The 17,113-nt window shown below is 72.5% G+C and carries 16 protein-coding genes; 14 read left to right on the forward strand and 2 right to left on the reverse strand.

Annotated elements, in window-relative coordinates; translation table 11 throughout:
* Together metK and ACWC2T_RS29425 are read left to right on the forward strand one after the other, a co-directional pair.
* Positions 1-852 (forward strand): methionine adenosyltransferase (gene metK, locus ACWC2T_RS29420; RefSeq protein ID WP_450673375.1); only part of this gene is annotated, 852 nt, incomplete at its 5' end.
* A 196-nt stretch (positions 853-1,048) separates the two neighbouring features.
* A complete protein-coding gene (locus ACWC2T_RS29425) occupies positions 1,049-3,208 on the forward strand; it encodes a primosomal protein N' (RefSeq protein WP_450673376.1) in 2,160 nt (719 codons plus the stop codon).
* A 121-nt stretch (positions 3,209-3,329) separates the two neighbouring features.
* On the opposite strand, the gene ACWC2T_RS29430 is transcribed toward ACWC2T_RS29425, so the two are convergent.
* Positions 3,330-3,878: a hypothetical protein gene (locus ACWC2T_RS29430; protein ID WP_450673377.1), complete on the reverse strand. Its 549-nt coding sequence runs from the start codon at positions 3,876-3,878 to the stop codon at positions 3,330-3,332.
* Between the two features lie 263 nt (positions 3,879-4,141).
* Here ACWC2T_RS29430 and fmt point away from each other — a divergent pair, with 263 nt between their 5' ends.
* From fmt to ACWC2T_RS29475, 9 genes are all read left to right on the forward strand, one after another.
* Positions 4,142-5,074 (forward strand): methionyl-tRNA formyltransferase, encoded by a 933-nt coding sequence (gene fmt / locus ACWC2T_RS29435; RefSeq protein ID WP_450673378.1) that lies wholly within the window; start codon positions 4,142-4,144, stop codon positions 5,072-5,074.
* Between the two features lie 89 nt (positions 5,075-5,163).
* On the forward strand, positions 5,164-6,582 hold the full coding sequence (locus tag ACWC2T_RS29440; RefSeq protein ID WP_450673379.1) for an RsmB/NOP family class I SAM-dependent RNA methyltransferase: 1,419 nt from the start codon (positions 5,164-5,166) through the stop codon (positions 6,580-6,582).
* Positions 6,583-6,715: 133 nt separating this feature from the next.
* Positions 6,716-7,399 carry a ribulose-phosphate 3-epimerase gene (gene rpe, locus ACWC2T_RS29445; RefSeq protein ID WP_450673380.1) on the forward strand — a complete coding sequence of 228 codons (684 nt, stop codon included), beginning with the start codon at positions 6,716-6,718 and terminating at the stop codon, positions 7,397-7,399.
* Between the two features lie 90 nt (positions 7,400-7,489).
* Entirely contained in the window at positions 7,490-8,533 is a 1,044-nt protein-coding gene (locus tag ACWC2T_RS29450) for a sugar-binding transcriptional regulator (RefSeq protein WP_228618930.1), read from the forward strand.
* A 74-nt stretch (positions 8,534-8,607) separates the two neighbouring features.
* On the forward strand, positions 8,608-9,066 hold the full coding sequence (locus ACWC2T_RS29455; protein WP_450673448.1) for a ribonuclease domain-containing protein: 459 nt from the start codon (positions 8,608-8,610) through the stop codon (positions 9,064-9,066).
* Positions 9,063-9,383: a barstar family protein gene (locus ACWC2T_RS29460; protein ID WP_450673381.1), complete on the forward strand. Its 321-nt coding sequence runs from the start codon at positions 9,063-9,065 to the stop codon at positions 9,381-9,383. The genes ACWC2T_RS29455 and ACWC2T_RS29460 overlap by 4 nt, the downstream gene beginning before the upstream one ends.
* Positions 9,384-9,591: 208 nt before the next feature.
* Positions 9,592-11,034, forward strand: a complete 1,443-nt coding sequence (locus ACWC2T_RS29465; RefSeq protein ID WP_450673382.1) for a GuaB1 family IMP dehydrogenase-related protein — start codon at positions 9,592-9,594, stop codon at positions 11,032-11,034.
* A 287-nt stretch (positions 11,035-11,321) separates the two neighbouring features.
* Positions 11,322-12,809 carry an amino acid permease gene (locus ACWC2T_RS29470; protein ID WP_450673383.1) on the forward strand — a complete coding sequence of 496 codons (1,488 nt, stop codon included), beginning with the start codon at positions 11,322-11,324 and terminating at the stop codon, positions 12,807-12,809.
* A 27-nt stretch (positions 12,810-12,836) separates the two neighbouring features.
* Positions 12,837-13,289 carry an Lrp/AsnC family transcriptional regulator gene (locus tag ACWC2T_RS29475; protein WP_031174468.1) on the forward strand — a complete coding sequence of 151 codons (453 nt, stop codon included), beginning with the start codon at positions 12,837-12,839 and terminating at the stop codon, positions 13,287-13,289.
* A gap of 16 nt (positions 13,290-13,305) precedes the next feature.
* Here ACWC2T_RS29475 and ACWC2T_RS29480 read toward each other — a convergent pair whose 3' ends face one another.
* Positions 13,306-14,046 (reverse strand): GntR family transcriptional regulator, encoded by a 741-nt coding sequence (locus ACWC2T_RS29480; RefSeq protein WP_450673384.1) that lies wholly within the window; start codon positions 14,044-14,046, stop codon positions 13,306-13,308.
* Positions 14,047-14,250: 204 nt separating this feature from the next.
* On the opposite strand from ACWC2T_RS29480, the gene ACWC2T_RS29485 reads away from it, so the two are divergent.
* The 3 genes from ACWC2T_RS29485 to ACWC2T_RS29495 are packed head-to-tail and all read left to right on the forward strand — an operon-like array spanning position 14,251 to position 17,113.
* Complete coding sequence (locus ACWC2T_RS29485) at positions 14,251-15,411, forward strand: ABC transporter substrate-binding protein (protein WP_450673385.1); 1,161 nt, start codon at positions 14,251-14,253, stop codon at positions 15,409-15,411.
* On the forward strand, positions 15,408-16,307 hold the full coding sequence (locus ACWC2T_RS29490) for an ABC transporter permease (RefSeq protein ID WP_450673386.1): 900 nt from the start codon (positions 15,408-15,410) through the stop codon (positions 16,305-16,307). Before ACWC2T_RS29485 ends, ACWC2T_RS29490 begins: the two co-directional genes overlap by 4 nt.
* Entirely contained in the window at positions 16,292-17,113 is an 822-nt protein-coding gene (locus tag ACWC2T_RS29495) for an ABC transporter permease (protein ID WP_450673387.1), read from the forward strand. Before ACWC2T_RS29490 ends, ACWC2T_RS29495 begins: the two co-directional genes overlap by 16 nt.

Genomic DNA, 17,113 nt, shown 5'->3' on the forward strand with positions numbered 1-17,113 from the left:
GACGAACTGGACAAGCAGGGCGCCGGCGACCAGGGCCTGATGTTCGGCTACGCGTCCGACGAGACGCCGACGCTGATGCCGCTGCCGATCTTCCTGGCGCACCGGCTGTCCAAGCGCCTGTCCGAGGTGCGCAAGAACGGCACCATCCCCTACCTGCGCCCGGACGGCAAGACGCAGGTCACCATCGAGTACGACGGCGACAAGGCCGTCCGCCTGGACACGGTGGTGGTCTCCAGCCAGCACGCCTCGGACATCGACCTGGAGTCGCTGCTGGCGCCCGACATCCGCGAGTTCGTCGTGGAGCCGGAGCTGAAGGCGCTGCTGGACGAGGGCATCAAGCTGGAGACCGAGGGCTACCGCCTGCTGGTCAACCCGACGGGCCGCTTCGAGATCGGCGGTCCGATGGGCGACGCCGGCCTGACCGGCCGCAAGATCATCATCGACACCTACGGCGGCATGGCCCGCCACGGCGGCGGCGCGTTCTCCGGCAAGGACCCGTCCAAGGTGGACCGCTCGGCGGCGTACGCGATGCGCTGGGTGGCCAAGAACGTCGTGGCGGCGGGCCTGGCCTCCCGCTGCGAGGTCCAGGTCGCCTACGCGATCGGCAAGGCCGAGCCGGTGGGGCTGTTCGTGGAGACCTTCGGCACCGCCAAGGTCGACGCCGAGAAGATCGAGAAGGCGATCGACCAGGTCTTCGACCTCCGCCCGGCCGCGATCATCCGCGACCTCGACCTGCTCCGCCCGATCTACGCGCAGACGGCCGCCTACGGCCACTTCGGCCGCGAGCTGCCCGACTTCACCTGGGAGCGCACCGACCGCGTGGACGCCCTGCGCGCCGCCGTGGGCCTGTAAGCACCGATCACCCTTCTCACCGAGGCCCGGACCCCCTTGCCGGGGGCCGGGCCTCGGCGCGTCGGGCTCCTCGCGGACCGGGGCCCGGCCGCGGAGTGCGCCCTGAGGGGCGTGCGGTGAAGCTGAATCCGTACCGCTGCCGACCGGGATCCCGGGCGGACGTCGGTTGTCAGTGCCGTTTGGTAAGAATGCAAGCGTGAGCAGCGAGAACGGGGCGCCCCCGGCAGCAGGGGACGGCGGGGCCGAAGGGGCGCCGCCGGAGCAGCTCGCGCTCATCCGGGAGAGCGTGCGCAAGGCGAAGGTGCCGCGGGCCAAGCCGCGGACCTGGCGGGGAGCCGAGCTCGCCCCGCGGCTGCCCGTCGCCCGGGTGCTGGTCGACAAGGGCGTGCTGCATCTCGACCGGTTCTTCGACTACGCCGTGCCCGCCGAGCTGGACGAGCAGGCCCAGCCCGGGGTGCGGGTCCGGGTGCGGTTCGGGGCCGGGCGGGGCCGGGTGCGGGACGGGCGTCGGGAGGGCGGCGGCCTCATCGACGGGTTCCTCGTCGAGCGGCGGGCCGAGTCCGACTATTCCGGGCCGCTCGCCGCCCTGGCCCAGGTCGTGTCGCCGGAGCCGGTGCTGAGCGAGGAACTGCTCGGCCTCGCGCGAGCCGTGGCCGACCGGTACGCCGGAAGCCTCGCCGACGTGCTCCAGCTGGCCGTCCCGCCGCGCAGCGCCCGCGCCGAGCAGCGGCCGTCGCCCGCCCCCCTGCCCCCGCCGAAGGCACCGGAGGCGGCCTCCTGGGGGCGGTACGAGCACGGGGAGGCATTCCTCCAGGCCCTGGCCTCCGGCGGGTCGCCCAGGGCCGTCTGGAACGCACTGCCGGGCCCGCTGTGGAGCGAGGAACTGGCCCGCGCCGTCGCCGCCACGCTCGCCTCGGGCCGCGGCGCCCTCGTCGTCGTACCGGACGGGCGTGCCGCCGCACGGGTCGACGCCGCGCTCACCGCGCTGCTCGGCACGGGCCGGCACGCGCTGCTCACCGCCGACGCGGGACCCGAGAAGCGGTACGCGCAGTGGCTCGCGGTGCGCCGGGGGTCCGTACGGGCCGTGGTGGGGACCCGGGCCGCCATGTTCGCACCCGTGCAGGACCTGGGCCTCGTGGCCGTCTGGGACGACGGGGACGACAGCCACAGCGAGCAGCACGCCCCGCAGCCGCATGCCAGGGACGTGCTGTTGCTGCGGGCCGCTCTGGACAAGTGCGCCTTCCTGCTGGGGAGTTGGAGCTGTACCGTGGAGGCCGCCCAGCTCGTGGAGAGCGGCTGGGCCCGGCCGCTGGTCGCCGGGCGGGAGCAGGTGCGGCGAGCGGCCCCCCTGGTCCGGACGGTCGGGGACGACGACCTCGCGCGCGACGAGGCCGCCCGTGCCGCCCGCCTGCCGACCCTCGCCTGGCAGGCGGCCCGTGACGGGCTGCGGCACGGACCGGTGCTCGTACAGGTGCCGAGGCGCGGCTACGCGCCCCGCATGGCCTGCGACCGGTGCCGGGCACCCGCCCGGTGCCGGCACTGCTCCGGGCCGCTCCAGGGGCAGGACGCCGGGGTTCTGCGGTGCGACTGGTGCGGACGCGAGGAGGGTGCCTGGCACTGCCCGGAGTGCGGCGGCTTCCGGCTGCGCGCCCAGGTCGTGGGGGCGCGGCGGACGGCCGAGGAACTGGGGCGCGCCTTTCCCGCCGTCCCGGTGCGCACCTCGGGCCGGGAACACGTGCTGGACACGGTGCCGGGCACGCCCGCGCTGGTCGTGAGCACCCCGGGGGCCGAACCGGTCGCCGAGGGAGGCTACGCGGCGGCCCTCCTGCTGGACGGCTGGGCCATGCTCGTACGACCCGACCTGCGGGCCGGCGAGGACGCGCTGCGCCGGTGGATCGCGGCGGGCGCGCTGGTACGGCCGCAGAGCGAGGGGGGCACGGTGGTCGTGGTGGCCGAGCCGACCCTGCGGCCGGTGCAGGCGCTGGTGCGCTGGGACCCCGTAGGGCACGCGGTGCGGGAACGGGCCGAGCGGGCCGAGCTGGGCTTCCCGCCGGTGTCGCGGATGGCGGCCGTGTCCGGGACGCCCGCGGCCGTCAGCGATTTCCTGGCCTCGGTCGAACTGCCGCCGGACGCGGAGGTGCTGGGGCCGGTGCCGATGCCGCCCGTGTCGCCCGGCCGGCCCCGCAGGCCCGGAGCGCCGCCGCCGGGTGAGCACTGGGACCGGGCGCTGGTCCGGGTGCCGCCGGGCAGCGGGGCCGCGCTGGCTGCCGCGCTGAAGACGGCCCAGGCCGCTCGGATGGCACGGGGGAGCGGGGAGGCGGTGCGGGTGCGGATCGATCCGCCGGACATCGGGTGACGGGGTTGCTCGTTGCTCGTCGTCGGTGGCTGACCGGTGGTGGTGTGGTGCGCCGTACTCCGTCCGGGCGCGTGTCTGCCCTCCCGGTGTGCGGGAGGGCAGGGCGGATGTCAGCCGTCGTTCAGCCGTTGCGGGGGCTGGGGAAGGCCGTCGGGCGGGCCTCGTCGCGCTCGCGCAGGGCCGGGCTGCCGGCGGTGGGCTGCGTGGGCATCGAGCGGGCCGCGGGGACCGTCGGGACCGCGGGCAGGCCGGTGTTCACATTGAGCGTGCGGGTGCCGGACGGCTCCGTGGTCCGCTCGGCCTCGGCGGCCGCCTGGGCCGCGGCGCGGCGGGCGCCGTAACGGCGGTGCACCGCCTGTTTGGTGACGCCGAGCGCCGAGCCCACCGCGTCCCACGAGAAGCCGAGTGAGCGGTCGAAGTCCACGGCGGCCGTGACCAGGGTTTCGACACTGTCCCGGAGTTCCTGGGCGAGGCGCACCGTCGGGGCGGGGGCGCGTCCGTAGACGACGAAGCCCGTGGACGGGCCGGAGCGGCGCGGGCGGTAGACGTTGCCCAGCTGGGCGGTGAGCGTGCGCAGGGCGTCCACCTGCCGGCGGACTCGCTCGATGTCCCGCACCAGCAAGTGCAGGCTGGCCCGGGCCTGGGCGTCGTGGGTTGCGTGGTCGGCCATGAACAAGCCTCTCGAACCGGCGTTGAAAGGAATTGGGCCGCGAAAGCGGCCCTTTGTGGTCAACTCTTTCTTGACCAACGCGTGTGCGCTCCGCTGGTCACGGGGTGGGGGCGTACGGGCATATGCGTACGCCGGTCGTCCCGGGTGCGCGCCGTCGGCGTCCGCACCTGCGTCCGTCCGTGGGGATGGCCTGTGGCTGCTTGCTTGGTCATAGACTGGTGCGCTGCCCGTCCGACCCCCGCCCGAGAGGCCCGATCCCGCCCATGAAGCTCGTCTTCGCCGGTACCCCCGAGGTCGCCGTTCCCGCCCTGGACGCTCTGATCGCCTCCGGGCGGCACGACGTGGTCGCCGTCGTCACGCGGCCCGATGCGCCGGCCGGGCGTGGGCGCAGGCTGGTCGCGTCGCCCGTGGCCGAGCGGGCGGAGGAGGCCGGGATCGAGGTGCTGAAGCCGGTCAGGCCGCGGGAGCCGGAGTTCCTCGAGCGGCTGAAGGAGATCGCGCCGGACTGCTGTCCCGTCGTCGCCTATGGCGCCCTGTTGCCCCGCGTGGCCCTCGACATCCCCGCCCACGGCTGGGTCAACCTGCACTTCTCGCTGCTGCCGGCCTGGCGGGGCGCCGCTCCCGTGCAGCACGCCATCATGGCCGGCGACGAGATCACCGGGGCGTCGACGTTCCTCATCGAGGAGGGGCTCGACTCCGGTCCCGTCTACGGCACGGTGACCGAGCAGATCCGGCCCACCGACACCAGCGGCGACCTGCTCACCCGGCTCGCCTTCGCGGGGGCGGGGCTGCTCGCCGCGACCATGGACGGCATCGAGGACGGCACCCTGAAGGCCGTACCGCAGCCGGCCGACGGCATCACCCTCGCGCCGAAAATCACCGTCGAGGACGCCCAGGTCGACTGGACGGCGCCCGCGCTACGAGTCGACCGGGTGGTGCGCGGCTGCACCCCGGCGCCCGGCGCCTGGACCATCTTCCGCGGCGAGCGGCTCAAGCTCATCCAGGTCACCCCCGTGCCCGAGCGCACCGACCTCGCGCCGGGGCGGATGGCCGTCGGCAAGAACAGCGTGCACGTGGGCACCGGTTCGTACGCCGTCGAGCTGCTCTGGGTGCAGGCGCAGGGCAAGAAGCCGATGCGGGCGGCCGACTGGGCGCGGGGCGTGCGCATCGCCGAGAACGAGACGCTCGGCGGCTGAGGCTGCTGAGGCCCCGGGCGGCGGGGGTGGCGGTGCGCCGACGTAGGCTGGAGACCGCACCCCTTCTTCACATCCGGAGCACCTTTTTCGTGAGCGAGCAGTCCCGGCGGCCGCGCAGGCCCGCCAAGCCCTACCGCCGTCCGCAGAAGGACCCCGTCCGCATCCTGGCCTTCGAGGCACTGCGCGCGGTCGACGAGCGGGACGCGTACGCCAACCTCGTGCTGCCTCCGCTGCTGAGGAAGGCCCGCGAGAAGGGCGACTTCGACGCGCGGGACGCCGCCCTCGCCACCGAGCTGGTGTACGGCACGCTGCGTCGGCAGGGCACGTACGACGCGGTGATCGCCGCCTGTGTCGACCGGCCGCTCGGCGAGGTCGACCCGCCGGTGCTCGACGTGCTCAGCCTCGGTGCGCACCAATTGCTCGGTACCAGGATCCCTACTCACGCCGCCGTGTCCTCCGCCGTGGAGCTGGCGCGGGTGGTGCTCGGTGACGGGCGGGCCAAGTTCGTCAACGCCGTGCTGCGCAAGGTGGCCCAAGACGACCTCGACGGGTGGCTGGGGAAGGTCGCGCCGCCGTACGACGAGGACCCGGAGGACCACCTGGCCGTCGTGCACTCTCATCCCCGCTGGGTCGTCTCCGCGCTCTGGGACTCCCTCGGCGGCGGGCGCGCCGGTATCGAGGACCTTCTGGAGGCCGACAACGAACGGCCCGAGGTGACCCTGGTCGCGCGGCCGGGGCGGGCCACTGCCGAGGAGCTGCTGCGCGAGGAGGCCGCCGTGCCGGGGCGCTGGTCGCCGTACGCCGTGCGGCTCGCCGAGGGCGGTGAACCGGGCGCGGTACCGGCCGTGCGGGAGGGGCGGGCCGGAGTGCAGGACGAGGGCAGCCAGCTGGTCGCCCTCGCACTCGCCACCGCGCCCCTGGAGGGGACCGACACGAAGTGGCTCGACGGGTGCGCCGGGCCCGGCGGGAAGGCCGCCCTGCTGGCCGCCCTCGCCGCCGAGCGCGGGGCCACGCTGCTCGCCTCCGAGAAGCAGCCGCACCGGGCGGGGCTCGTGGCCAGGGCGCTGGCCGGCAACCCGGGGCCGTACCAGGTGATCGCCGCCGACGGCACCCGGCCGCCGTGGCGCCCCGGCACCTTCGACCGCGTCCTCATGGACGTGCCGTGCACCGGCCTCGGCGCCCTGCGCCGCCGCCCCGAGGCCCGCTGGCGGCGGCGTCCGGAGGACCTGGACAACTTCGCCCCCCTCCAGCGCGCCCTGCTGCGCACGGCGCTGGACTCGGTGCGGGTCGGCGGAGTCGTCGGCTATGCGACCTGCTCCCCGCACCTGGCGGAGACCCGCGCCGTCGTGGCCGACGTACTCAAGCAGCGCCCGGACACCGAGCTGATCGACGCCCGCCCGATGCTGCCGGGGGTTCCGGCGTTGGGCGAGGGCCCGGACGTACAACTCTGGCCCCACCTGCACGGCACGGACGCGATGTACCTGGCCCTGATCCGCAGAACGGGCTGAAACACCGCGGGGTGTAGCGCCCCGCAAGGGGCGCGGGGAACTGCGCGACCAGCCCACCACCGGCCGGCAGACGAACCACAACCGCACCAGACCGCCGTTACAGCCCAGCGCAGCGGCATGGCAGGCTTGGGGCATGGCCCAGATCAACCCCAGCATCCTGTCCGCCGACTTCGCCCGCCTCGCGGAGGAGGCCAAGGCGGTCCAAGGCGCCGACTGGCTCCATGTCGACGTCATGGACAACCACTTCGTCCCGAACCTCACGCTCGGCGTGCCGGTCGTGGAGTCCCTGGCGCGAGCGACGGACACCCCGCTGGACTGCCACCTGATGATCGAGGACCCCGACCGCTGGGCGCCCCAGTACGTGGAGGCGGGCGCCTCCTCCGTCACGTTCCACGTGGAGGCGGCCGCCGCTCCGGTGCGACTCGCCCGGGAGATCCGTGCCAAGGGGGCCCGCGCCTCCATGGCGCTCAAGCCCGCGACGCCGATCGAGCCGTACGAGGACCTGCTCCCGGAACTCGACATGCTGCTGATCATGACGGTCGAGCCCGGCTTCGGCGGCCAGGCGTTCCTCGACATCATGCTGCCGAAGATCCGCCGCACCCGTGAGCTGATCAGCAAGCACGGCCTGCAGCTGTGGCTCCAGGTGGACGGCGGCGTCTCGGCCTCGACGATCGAGAGTTGCGCCGACGCGGGAGCGGACGTGTTCGTGGCCGGCTCGGCCGTGTACGGGGCGAAGGACCCGGCAGAGGCGGTCCGTGCCCTGCGCGCCCAGGCCGAGACGGCTACCGCCAAGGCATCCTGGGCATGCGACCACTGAGCCACAGGTACGTGAACGGTTAAGTGAACGGCCCCTATCAGGGCGGATCCGCAGCGCCGAATCTGCAAGGATGAACGGCGAGTCCAGAGTGTGAACAGCAGTGAGGAGATCGCCGTGTCGGGTATGTCGGCGGGCCGGTCAGCCATGCGGATGGGACCCGCTGAGCTGGTGCAGGCGGCGGCCATGGCCCGCCGCTTCTACCTCGAGGGCAAGTCCAAGATCCAGATCGCGGAGGAGTTCGGCGTCAGCCGCTTCAAGGTGGCCCGGGTCCTGGAAACGGCTCTCGAACGGGATCTCGTGCGCATCGAGATCCGTGTCCCCGCCGAGCTGGACGCCGAGCGCTCCGACGCGCTCCGCGCCCGCTACGGCCTGCGGCACGCCGTCGTGGTCGAGTCCCCGGCCGAGGCCGAGGAGACCCCCGACCCCGAGAACCTGGGGGAAGTGGCAGCCGACCTGCTCGGCGAGCTCGTCAACGAGGGGGACGTGCTCGGGCTGGCCTGGGGCCGGTCCACGATCCACATGGCGGCGGCGCTCGACCGGCTGCCGCCGTGCACGGTGGTGCAGCTGACGGGCGTGTACGACGCCGGGACCTCGGAGCGCGGCTCGGTCGAGGCCGTGCGCCGCGCCGCCCAGGTGTCGGGCGGCGACGCCCACCCCATCTACGCGCCGATGCTGCTGCCGGACGCGGCGACCGCGGCGGCGCTGCGCAACCAGACCGGGATCGCCCGGGCCTTCGAGTACTTCGACAAGGTCACGGTCGCCTGCGTCTCCATCGGCTCCTGGGAGCCGGGCATCTCGACCGTGCACGACATGCTCAGCGACGAGGAGCGGGCGCACTACGCCTCGCTCGGCGTCGCCGCCGAGATGGCCGCGCACCTCTTCGACGCCGAGGGGCGCCGGATCGGGCGGGACCTGGGGGAGCGGTGCATCACCGTCAAGGCCGACCAGCTGCGCCGTATCCCGGAGGTCGTGGCGATCGCCGGCGGTCAGCGCAAGGCGGCCGCGATCGACGCGGTGCTGCGCTCCGGGCTGGTCACCAGCCTGGTCACGGACACCTCCGCCGCGGACTACCTGATGACGGCCGGGCCGACGCCGAAGCCGACGCTCGGCCGCACGGACCCCGACGGGCACTGAGGCGCCCGGTGCGCGGACGCGCCACGCGGGGCGGGGCGTCCTCGGTGCGGGACGGCCGTGGCAGCATCATCGGCATGCTGTCGCGGTTCGTCCCCCGCCGTCCTCGTCTCTCGGTGCCCCGTGCGCTCGCGGGGCTGCTGGCCGTCGTCCTCGCCGTCCTGCTGACGGGTTGCTCGTCGAGTGCCTCCGGCACCCGTGCGAGCGTGGGGTCCAGCCGGGGCCCGTCGGCCGTGTCCGCGCCGTCATGGGCCCACGGCATGGCCACCGTCCGGGCGGCCGAGCTGCCCGCCGAGGCCCGGCGGACGCTCGCCCTCATCGACCGGGGCGGCCCCTTCCCGTACGCCAGGGACGGGGTCGTCTTCGGAGACTTCGAGGGCCGGCTGCCGAAGCACGGGCGCGGCTACTACCACGAGTACACGGTCCGGACGCCCGGCTCCCGCGATCGCGGGGCCCGGCGCATCGTCACCGGTCAGGGCGGGGAGATCTACTACACCGATGATCACTACACATCGTTCCGGGCGGTGCTGAGATGAGCAACGACCTCGCGGGCCGACTGACGGTCCGGCTGGATCTCGGCGGCGTCACGGACAAGGCCGGGCTGATGGACGCCGTGGCGCGGACGCTGGCCCTGCCCGACTGGTTCGGCCGGAACTGGGACGCGCTCCTCGACAGCCTCTCCGATCCGTCCGTCTGGCCCGAGGAGGCGGCGAACCGGGGGCTCCTCCTCGTCGTCACCGGCTGGCGGCCGTACGCGGACGACCGCCCGGAGGAGTGGCGGGTGGCGCGGGAGGTGCTCACCGAGGCCGCCGACCGCACCGGGCCGCTCACGGTCGCCCTCGCGCTGGAATGACCCGCTCCGGTGCCTGATGGCGTGTCAGGTTCGGCCGCGCCGGCGCCACCGTGCGGCATTCGGCGGATCCTCCGAACGGGTCCCGGGGACCCTGGAGGTTCCGCCCGGGTATGACCGTGGCCCCGGCATGGGACAATGAAGTACGTGCTCTTTTCCCCCTGGCACACCTGTCGGGGGGTCACCTCTGATCGACTGGGATGTGCAGCACGTGCGTTTCCTCAATGACATCCAGCCCGCGTACGACCTGACGTACGACGACGTGTTCATGGTGCCGAGCCGCTCCGCGGTGGGCTCGCGTCAGGGCGTGGACCTCGCCTCGCCGGACGGCACGGGCACCACCATCCCGCTCGTCGTGGCCAACATGACCGCCATCGCCGGCCGCCGCATGGCCGAGACGGTGGCCCGGCGCGGCGGTCTGGTGGTCATCCCGCAGGACATCCCGATCGATGTCGTCACCGATGTCGTCTCCTGGGTGAAGAGCCGCCACCTGGTGCTCGACACGCCGATCGTGCTGGCCCCGCACCAGACCGTCGCCGACGCCCTCGCCCTGCTGCCCAAGCGCGCCCACAACGCAGGTGTGGTCGTGGACGAGGAGCAGCGGCCCGTCGGCGTCGTCACCGACGCGGACCTCACCGGCGTCGACCGCTTCACCCAGCTCGAAGTGGTCATGTCCAAGGACCTGCTCCTGCTGGACGCGGACATCGACCCGCGCGAGGCCTTCAACACCCTGGACCACCACAACCGCCGCTACGCCCCGGCCGTCGACAAGGACGGCAAGCTGGCCGGCATCCTGACCCGCAAGGGCGCCCTGCGCGCCACGCTGTACACCCCGGCCGTCGACAAGAACGGCAAGCTGCGGATCGCCGCCGCCGTCGGCATCAACGGCGATGTGGCGGGCAAGGCCAAGCAGCTGCTCGACGCGGGCGTGGACACGCTCGTCATCGACACCGCGCACGGCCACCAGGAGTCGATGATCACCGCCATCAGGCTGGTGCGCGCGCTCGACCCGCAGGTGCCGATCGCCGCGGGCAACATCGTCTCCGCCGAGGGCGTGAAGGACCTGATCGACGCCGGCGCGGATATCGTCAAGGTCGGTGTGGGCCCCGGTGCCATGTGCACCACCCGCATGATGACCGGTGTGGGCCGGCCGCAGTTCTCCGCGGTGCTGGAGTGCGCCGCCGAGGCGAGGAAGTACGGCAAGCACGTGTGGGCCGACGGCGGTGTCCGGCACCCGCGTGACGTGGCCATGGCCCTCGCGGCCGGCGCGTCCAACGTGATGGTCGGCTCCTGGTTCGCGGGCACCTACGAGTCCCCGGGCGACCTGCAGCACGACGCGGACGGCCGCGCCTACAAGGAGTCCTTCGGCATGGCGTCCGCCCGCGCGGTGCGCAACCGCACCTCGGAGGAGTCGGCGTACGACCGCGCCCGCAAGGCGCTGTTCGAGGAGGGCATCTCCACCTCGCGCATGTTCCTCGACCCGGCCCGCCCGGGCGTGGAGGACCTGATCGACTCGATCATCGCGGGCGTCCGCTCCTCGTGCACCTACGCCGGTGCCGGCTCCCTGGAGGAGTTCGCCGAGAAGGCGATCGTGGGCATCCAGAGCGCGGCCGGCTACGCCGAGGGCAAGCCGCTGCACGCCAGCTGGACCTGATCCAACTCCCTTCCGCACGGCCCCCGTTGTTCCCGCTCGCCGGGAGGACGGGGGCCGTTGCCGTGCAACGGTCGACAGTCGGCGCACAACGATTTGTCATTCCGGTCCGATCAACGCAATGATCATGCGGGGACGCGCAAGGTTGCTGCATTACGCCCGTGAAGGCCACCCCCGTAAGGTGCTGCGCTGTACGTGGCGTGGCGGGGACCTCGCTCGGTGGGCCCCGGCCCGCGCAGGGCTGCCCCGGTCCCCGAACGCAATGACCGGCAGGATGAAGGAGCCAGCGCGTGCTCGACCAAGGCGCACCCCCGCACGACCGCACAGCGACCGCCCCCGCAGCCCGGGGAGTCGCCGCGCGCCTCATGCGGCGCAAGCCCGTGGAACGCCTGGTCGCGGAGGGCGGCCAGGGCGAGGGAGGCTCGCTTCGGCGGTCCCTCGGCCTGTGGCAGCTGACCATGATCAGCATCGGTGCCACCCTCGGCACCGGCATCTTCGTCGTCCTCGGCGAGGCCGTCCCCAAGGCGGGCCCGGCCGTCACCCTCTCCTTCGTGATCGCCGGACTCACCGCGCTGTTCTCCGCCCTGTCCTACGCCGAGCTGGCGGGCACCATCCCGGTCTCCGGCTCCTCGTACTCGTACGCATACGCAACGATGGGCGAACTGATCGCCTGGGTCTGCGGCTGGTGTCTGCTCCTGGAGTACGGCGTCTCGGTCGCCGCCGTGGCCGTCGGCTGGGGCGAGTACCTGAACGAGCTGCTGGACGGCACCATCGGCGTGACCATCCCGACGGTCCTGTCGGCCCCGCCCGGCCAGGGGGGCATCTTCAACCTGCCCGCCCTGATCGTCGTCCTGCTCGGCATGGTGTTCCTGCTCGGCGGCGCCAAGGAGTCCGCGCGGGCCAACACCATCATGGTGTCCGTGAAGATCGCCGCGCTGATCCTCTTCTGCGCCATCGGCTTCATGGGCTTCAAGTCCGGCAACTACTCCCACTTCATGCCGCTCGGCATGGCCGGCGTCAGCGCGGCCGGCGCCACGCTGTTCTTCTCCTACATCGGCTTCGACGCCGCCTCCACCGCCGGTGAGGAGGCCAAGAACGCCCAGCGCGACCTGCCCCGCGCGATCATGCTCTCCCTGGTCATCGTGACCGCGCTGTACGTCCTCGTCGCCGCCGTCGCCGTGGGTGCCTGGCCGTGGCGGAAGTTCAAGGACTCCGAGGCCGCGCTCGCGCAGATCATGACGGACGTCACCGGGCAGAGCTTCTGGGGCACCCTGCTGGCGTTCTGCGCGGTCATCGCCATCGCGAGCGTCGTGCTGACCGTGCTCTACGGCCAGACCCGCATCCTGTTCGCCATGTCCCGGGACGGGCTGGTGCCCAAGATCTTCGCCAAGGTCCACCCGAGGACCGGCGCCCCGCGCGCCAACACGGTCATCGTCTCGGTGTTCTGCGGTGTCCTCGCCGCCGCGATCCCGCTGGGCCAGCTCGCGGACGCCACCAGCATCGGCACGCTGTTCGCCTTCGCGCTGGTCAACGTGGCCGTCGTGGTGCTGCGCCGGACCCGCCCGGCCATGCACCGCTCCTTCCGCGTTCCGCTGTCGCCGGTGCTGCCCGCGCTGGGCTTCGCCTTCTGCGTGTGGATGATGGGCAGCCTGTCGGCCGTCACGTGGATCGTGTTCGGTGTCTGGATGGCCGTCGGGCTCGTGTTCTACTTCGTGTACGGCTATCGCCGTTCCCGTCTCGCGACCGGTGACGACCTCGCGGTGACGGCAGAGAAGTGACCGAACCGAAGAAGTGACACACCCCCTGTGCTGAACGATCTCGACGAACGTATCGTGCACGCCCTCGCCGAGGACGCCCGCCGCTCGTACGCGGACATCGGGCAGATGGTCGGGCTGTCCGCGCCCGCGGTGAAGCGGCGCGTGGACCGGCTGCGGGCCACCGGAGCGATCACCGGATTCACCGTGCGGGTGGATCCGGCGGCGCTCGGCTGGGAGACCGAGGGCTACATCGAGATCTACTGCCGGCGGAACACGTCGCCGGACACCATCCAGCGCGGCCTGGAGCGCTATCAGGAGGTCGTGGCCGCGTCGACCGTCACCGGCGACGCGGACGCGATCGCCCAGGTCTTCGCCTCCGACATGCGGCACTTCGAGCGGGTGCTGGAGCGCATCGCCGGGGAGCCCTTCGTGGAGCGGACCAAGTCGGTGCTGGTGCTGTCGCCCTTGCTGCGGCGCTTTTCCTCCGGGGCGCCGGGGTAGGGGAACTGCGCGAGCTCTACTCCGCGGTCTTCCGCGCCAACGCGTTGCTGCCTATCGAGTTCCGCACGCTGAAACTGACCGCGTCGGGGCGGTACCGGTCATCGGACCACTCGACGGGTCGGCCCTCACGGGTCGTGGTGACGCGCCGCACCCGCAGCAGCGGGCTGGTACGGCGGATCCCCAGCAACTCGGCGTCCCGCGCGCCGCAGGCGACCGCGTCGATCACATGCTCGCCGTACGCGAAGACGAGACCCGTGTCGTCGTACAGCCGCTGTGTGACCGAGGGACAGTCCGGCTCGATCGACTCGACCGCCGGGGAGATCCAGTCGGCGTACACCGTGCGCTCCAGCAGCACCGGCTCGCCGTCCAGGCCGCGCACCCGGAGTACGTGCAACACCTGTGTGCCGACAGGCAGTTGGAGGCGTACGGCGTCCTCGGCCGTGGCCGGGCGGTACTCCTGGGACACCACCCGGCCCGTCGCCGCGCGGCCCATCGCGCGGGCCCACTGGGCGAAGCTGCGCAGTTCCTCGAAGCTCTGGCTGCGGCGGCTGGCGAGCACGACGCGCCGGGCGCCCTGACGGGAGCCGATCAGGCCTTCGGAGGTGAGGGTCGCGACGGCCTGGCGGACCGTGCCGCGGGAGACGCCGTAGTGCGTCGCGAGTTCCGCCTCCGAGGGCAGCCGGCTGCCGACCGTGTACTCCTCGCGGTCGATCGCCCGCCGCAGCTCGTCGGCGATCTCCTCGTGTCGCGCGGTCATGCTTCCCCTCTGCTCGGGTCAGTGTGCACAGCGTGACCAGCCTAATCGAGACCTGAGCGTGATCTGAAACGGTCTGGATTGTGCAGCCAACCAGGGCCCAAAGTTTCGCTCCCGTTTACAGACAGGACACCGCGAGCGGGCGTACTGTGACGCAACTTGTTCAGACAAGTTCTCCGCAACCCTCATGCGTCCCCTGGAGAGACCGTGACCGTGTCCCTGCCGAGAAACGCCGTCCTCGGCGGCACCCTCGCCGCCGTCGCCGCGCTCGCGCTCAGCGCCTGCGGCGCCGCCCCCGACAACGCGTCGACCACGACCAAGGACGGCAAGAACGCCGCCTCCGCCACCTCCGCGGCCGACTTCGGCGGCATGGACGCCCTGGTCAAGGCGGCCAAGAAGGAGGGCACGCTGCACATCATCGCGGTGCCCCGCGACTGGGCGAACTACGGCGCCCTCATCGACGGTTTCCAGAAGAAGTACGGCATCAAGATCCAGGACGAGAGCCCCGACGGCACCAGCCAGGACGAGATCAACGCCGTCACCACCCGCAAGGGCCAGGACCGCGCCCCCGACGTCCTCGACCTGGGCTCCTCGTTCGCGCTGAGCGCCGCCCAGCAGGGCCTGCTCGCCCCCTACAAGGTGGCCTCCTACGCCGACATCCCCGAGGCCCAGAAGGACCCGCAGGCCCGCTGGTACAACGACTACGGCGGCTATGTCTCCATCGGCTGCGACGACAAGCGCGTCAAGGAGTGCCCGACCAGCTTCAAGGACCTGCTCAAGCCCGAGTACAAGGGCCAGGTCGCCCTCAACGGCAACCCCACCAAGTCCGGCTCGGCCTTCGGCGGCGTCTACGCGGCGGCGCTCGCGAACGGCGGCTCCTTCGACGACATCCAGCCCGGCCTGGACTTCTTCGCCAAGCTCAAGAAGAGCGGCAACTACACGCCCGTCGAGTCCACCCCGGCCACCGTCGAGAAGGGCGAGACGCCCATCTCCATCGACTGGGACTACCTGAACGCCGGCTACGCCGACGAGTTCAAGTCCAAGGGCCTGGACTGGAAGGTCGTCATCCCGAGCGACGGCCAGTACGCCCAGTACTACTCCCAGGCCATCAACAAGGACGCCCCGCACCCGGCGGCCGCCCGCCTGTGGCAGGAGTACCTGTACAGCACCGAGGGCCAGAACCTCTGGCTGGGGGGCTACGCCCGCCCGGCCCTGATGACCGCCATGGAGAAGGCCGGCACGCTGGACAAGACGGCCGCCGCCAAGCTCCCGAAGGTCACCGGTACGCCGTCCTTCCCGACCGAGACCCAGCAGAGCAAGGCCAAGACGGTCATCGCGCAGGGCTGGGGGAAGGCCGTCTCCGGATGACCGCCGCTCTCCCGCGCGCGGACGTGGCGCCCGTCGCTTCGGCGAAGCGGCGGCGCCGCGCCCCCGGCTGGCTCGCGGTCGTACCGCTGCTGGTCTTCGTCGCCATCGCCTTCGGCCTGCCCGCCGTCGCCATCGTGAACGGCGCCTTCTCGGTCGACGACGCCACCACGGGCGCCACCACCTACACCGGCGCCAACATGACGGCCTCGCTGCAGGGCCCGTACCTCACCGCCCTGCTCGGCAGCGTCAAGCTGTCCGCGCTCTCCGCCGCGCTCGGCGCCCTGCTCGGGCTGCCGCTCGCCCAGGCCGTGGTCTCCTCCCGCTCCAGCTGGCTGCGCGAGGCCGTGCTGACCGCCTCCGGCGTGCTCGCCAACTTCGGCGGGGTCCCGCTCGCCTTCGCCTTCGTCGCCACCCTCGGCAACGCGGGTGTGCTGACCGTGCACCTCGGCCTGAAGGACAGCGGCTGGGACCTGTACAGCTTCTGGGGCCTGGTCCTCGTCTACCTGTACTTCCTCATCCCCCTCATGGTCCTCACCATCACCCCCGCGCTGGACGGACTGCGCTCCCAGTGGCGCGAGGCCGCGCTGAACAACGGCGCCACCGGCGTGCAGTACTGGCGGCACGTGGCCCTGCCCGTGCTGGCACCCTCGCTGCTCGGCGGCCTGGTGCTGCTGTTCGGCAGCGCCTTCGCCGCCTACGCCACCGCCGCCGCCATGGTCGGCAGCGCGGTCCCCCTGGTCACCCTGCAGATCGCCGACGCCCTGTCCGGCAACGTGCTGGTCGGCCAGGAGAACGTCGCCCTCGCCCTCAGCCTCGACATGGTCCTGGTGGCGGGCCTGGTGATGTCCGTGTACCTGCCCCTTCAGCGACGGAGTGCCCGATGGCTCGACGCCTGACCCTCTGGCGGTGGATCGTCCTCGGCCTCGCCGCCCTGTACTTCCTGGTGCCGCTCGCCGCCTCCGTGATCTTCACGGTCGACGTGCCCGGCCAGGGCCTCACCGTCGACGCCTACACCAAGATCCTCTCCGCCGACGGCTTCCTGACCAGCCTGCTGCTCTCGCTGGAACTGGCCGTCGCCACCATCGCGGTCGTGCTGCTGCTGATGGTGCCCGCCGTGGTCGCGCTCCGGCTCGGCGCGCCCCGGCTGCGCCCGGTGGTGGACGTGGTGTGCTCGCTGCCGCTGGTGGTGCCGCCCATCGCGTTCGTCGCCGGGATCGCGACCGTCCTGAAGTGGGGCCCCGAGCATCTGGCCCGGACGCCGCTGTTCGAGACGTTCGTGGTGATCCAGAACGACAGCTTCCCCGTCGTGCTCGTCCTCGCCTACGTCGTGATGGCCCTGCCGTTCGTCTACCGCGCCCTGGACACCGGTCTGCGTGCCATCGACGTACGGACCCTGGTCGAGGCGGCCCGCAGCTGCGGCGCCTCCTGGCCCAAGGCCCTCGTCCGGGCCGTGCTGCCCAATCTGCGCGGCGCCCTGCTGAACGCGTCCTTCCTCACGCTGGCCCTGGTCCTCGGCGAGTTCACGGTCTCCCATCTGCTGGGATACGCGCCCTTCGCCGTGTGGATCTACAACGTCGGCGGCGAGCAGGCCCAGATGTCCGTCGCCGTGTCCGTGCTCAGCCTGCTCGTCACCTGGGCCCTGCTCCTCGCGCTCGCCGGTGCCGGCCGCGGACGCACCCGAACCGCTCCTTCCCGGGGATGA

It is taken from the genome of Streptomyces sp. NPDC001393 (assembly GCF_053597455.1).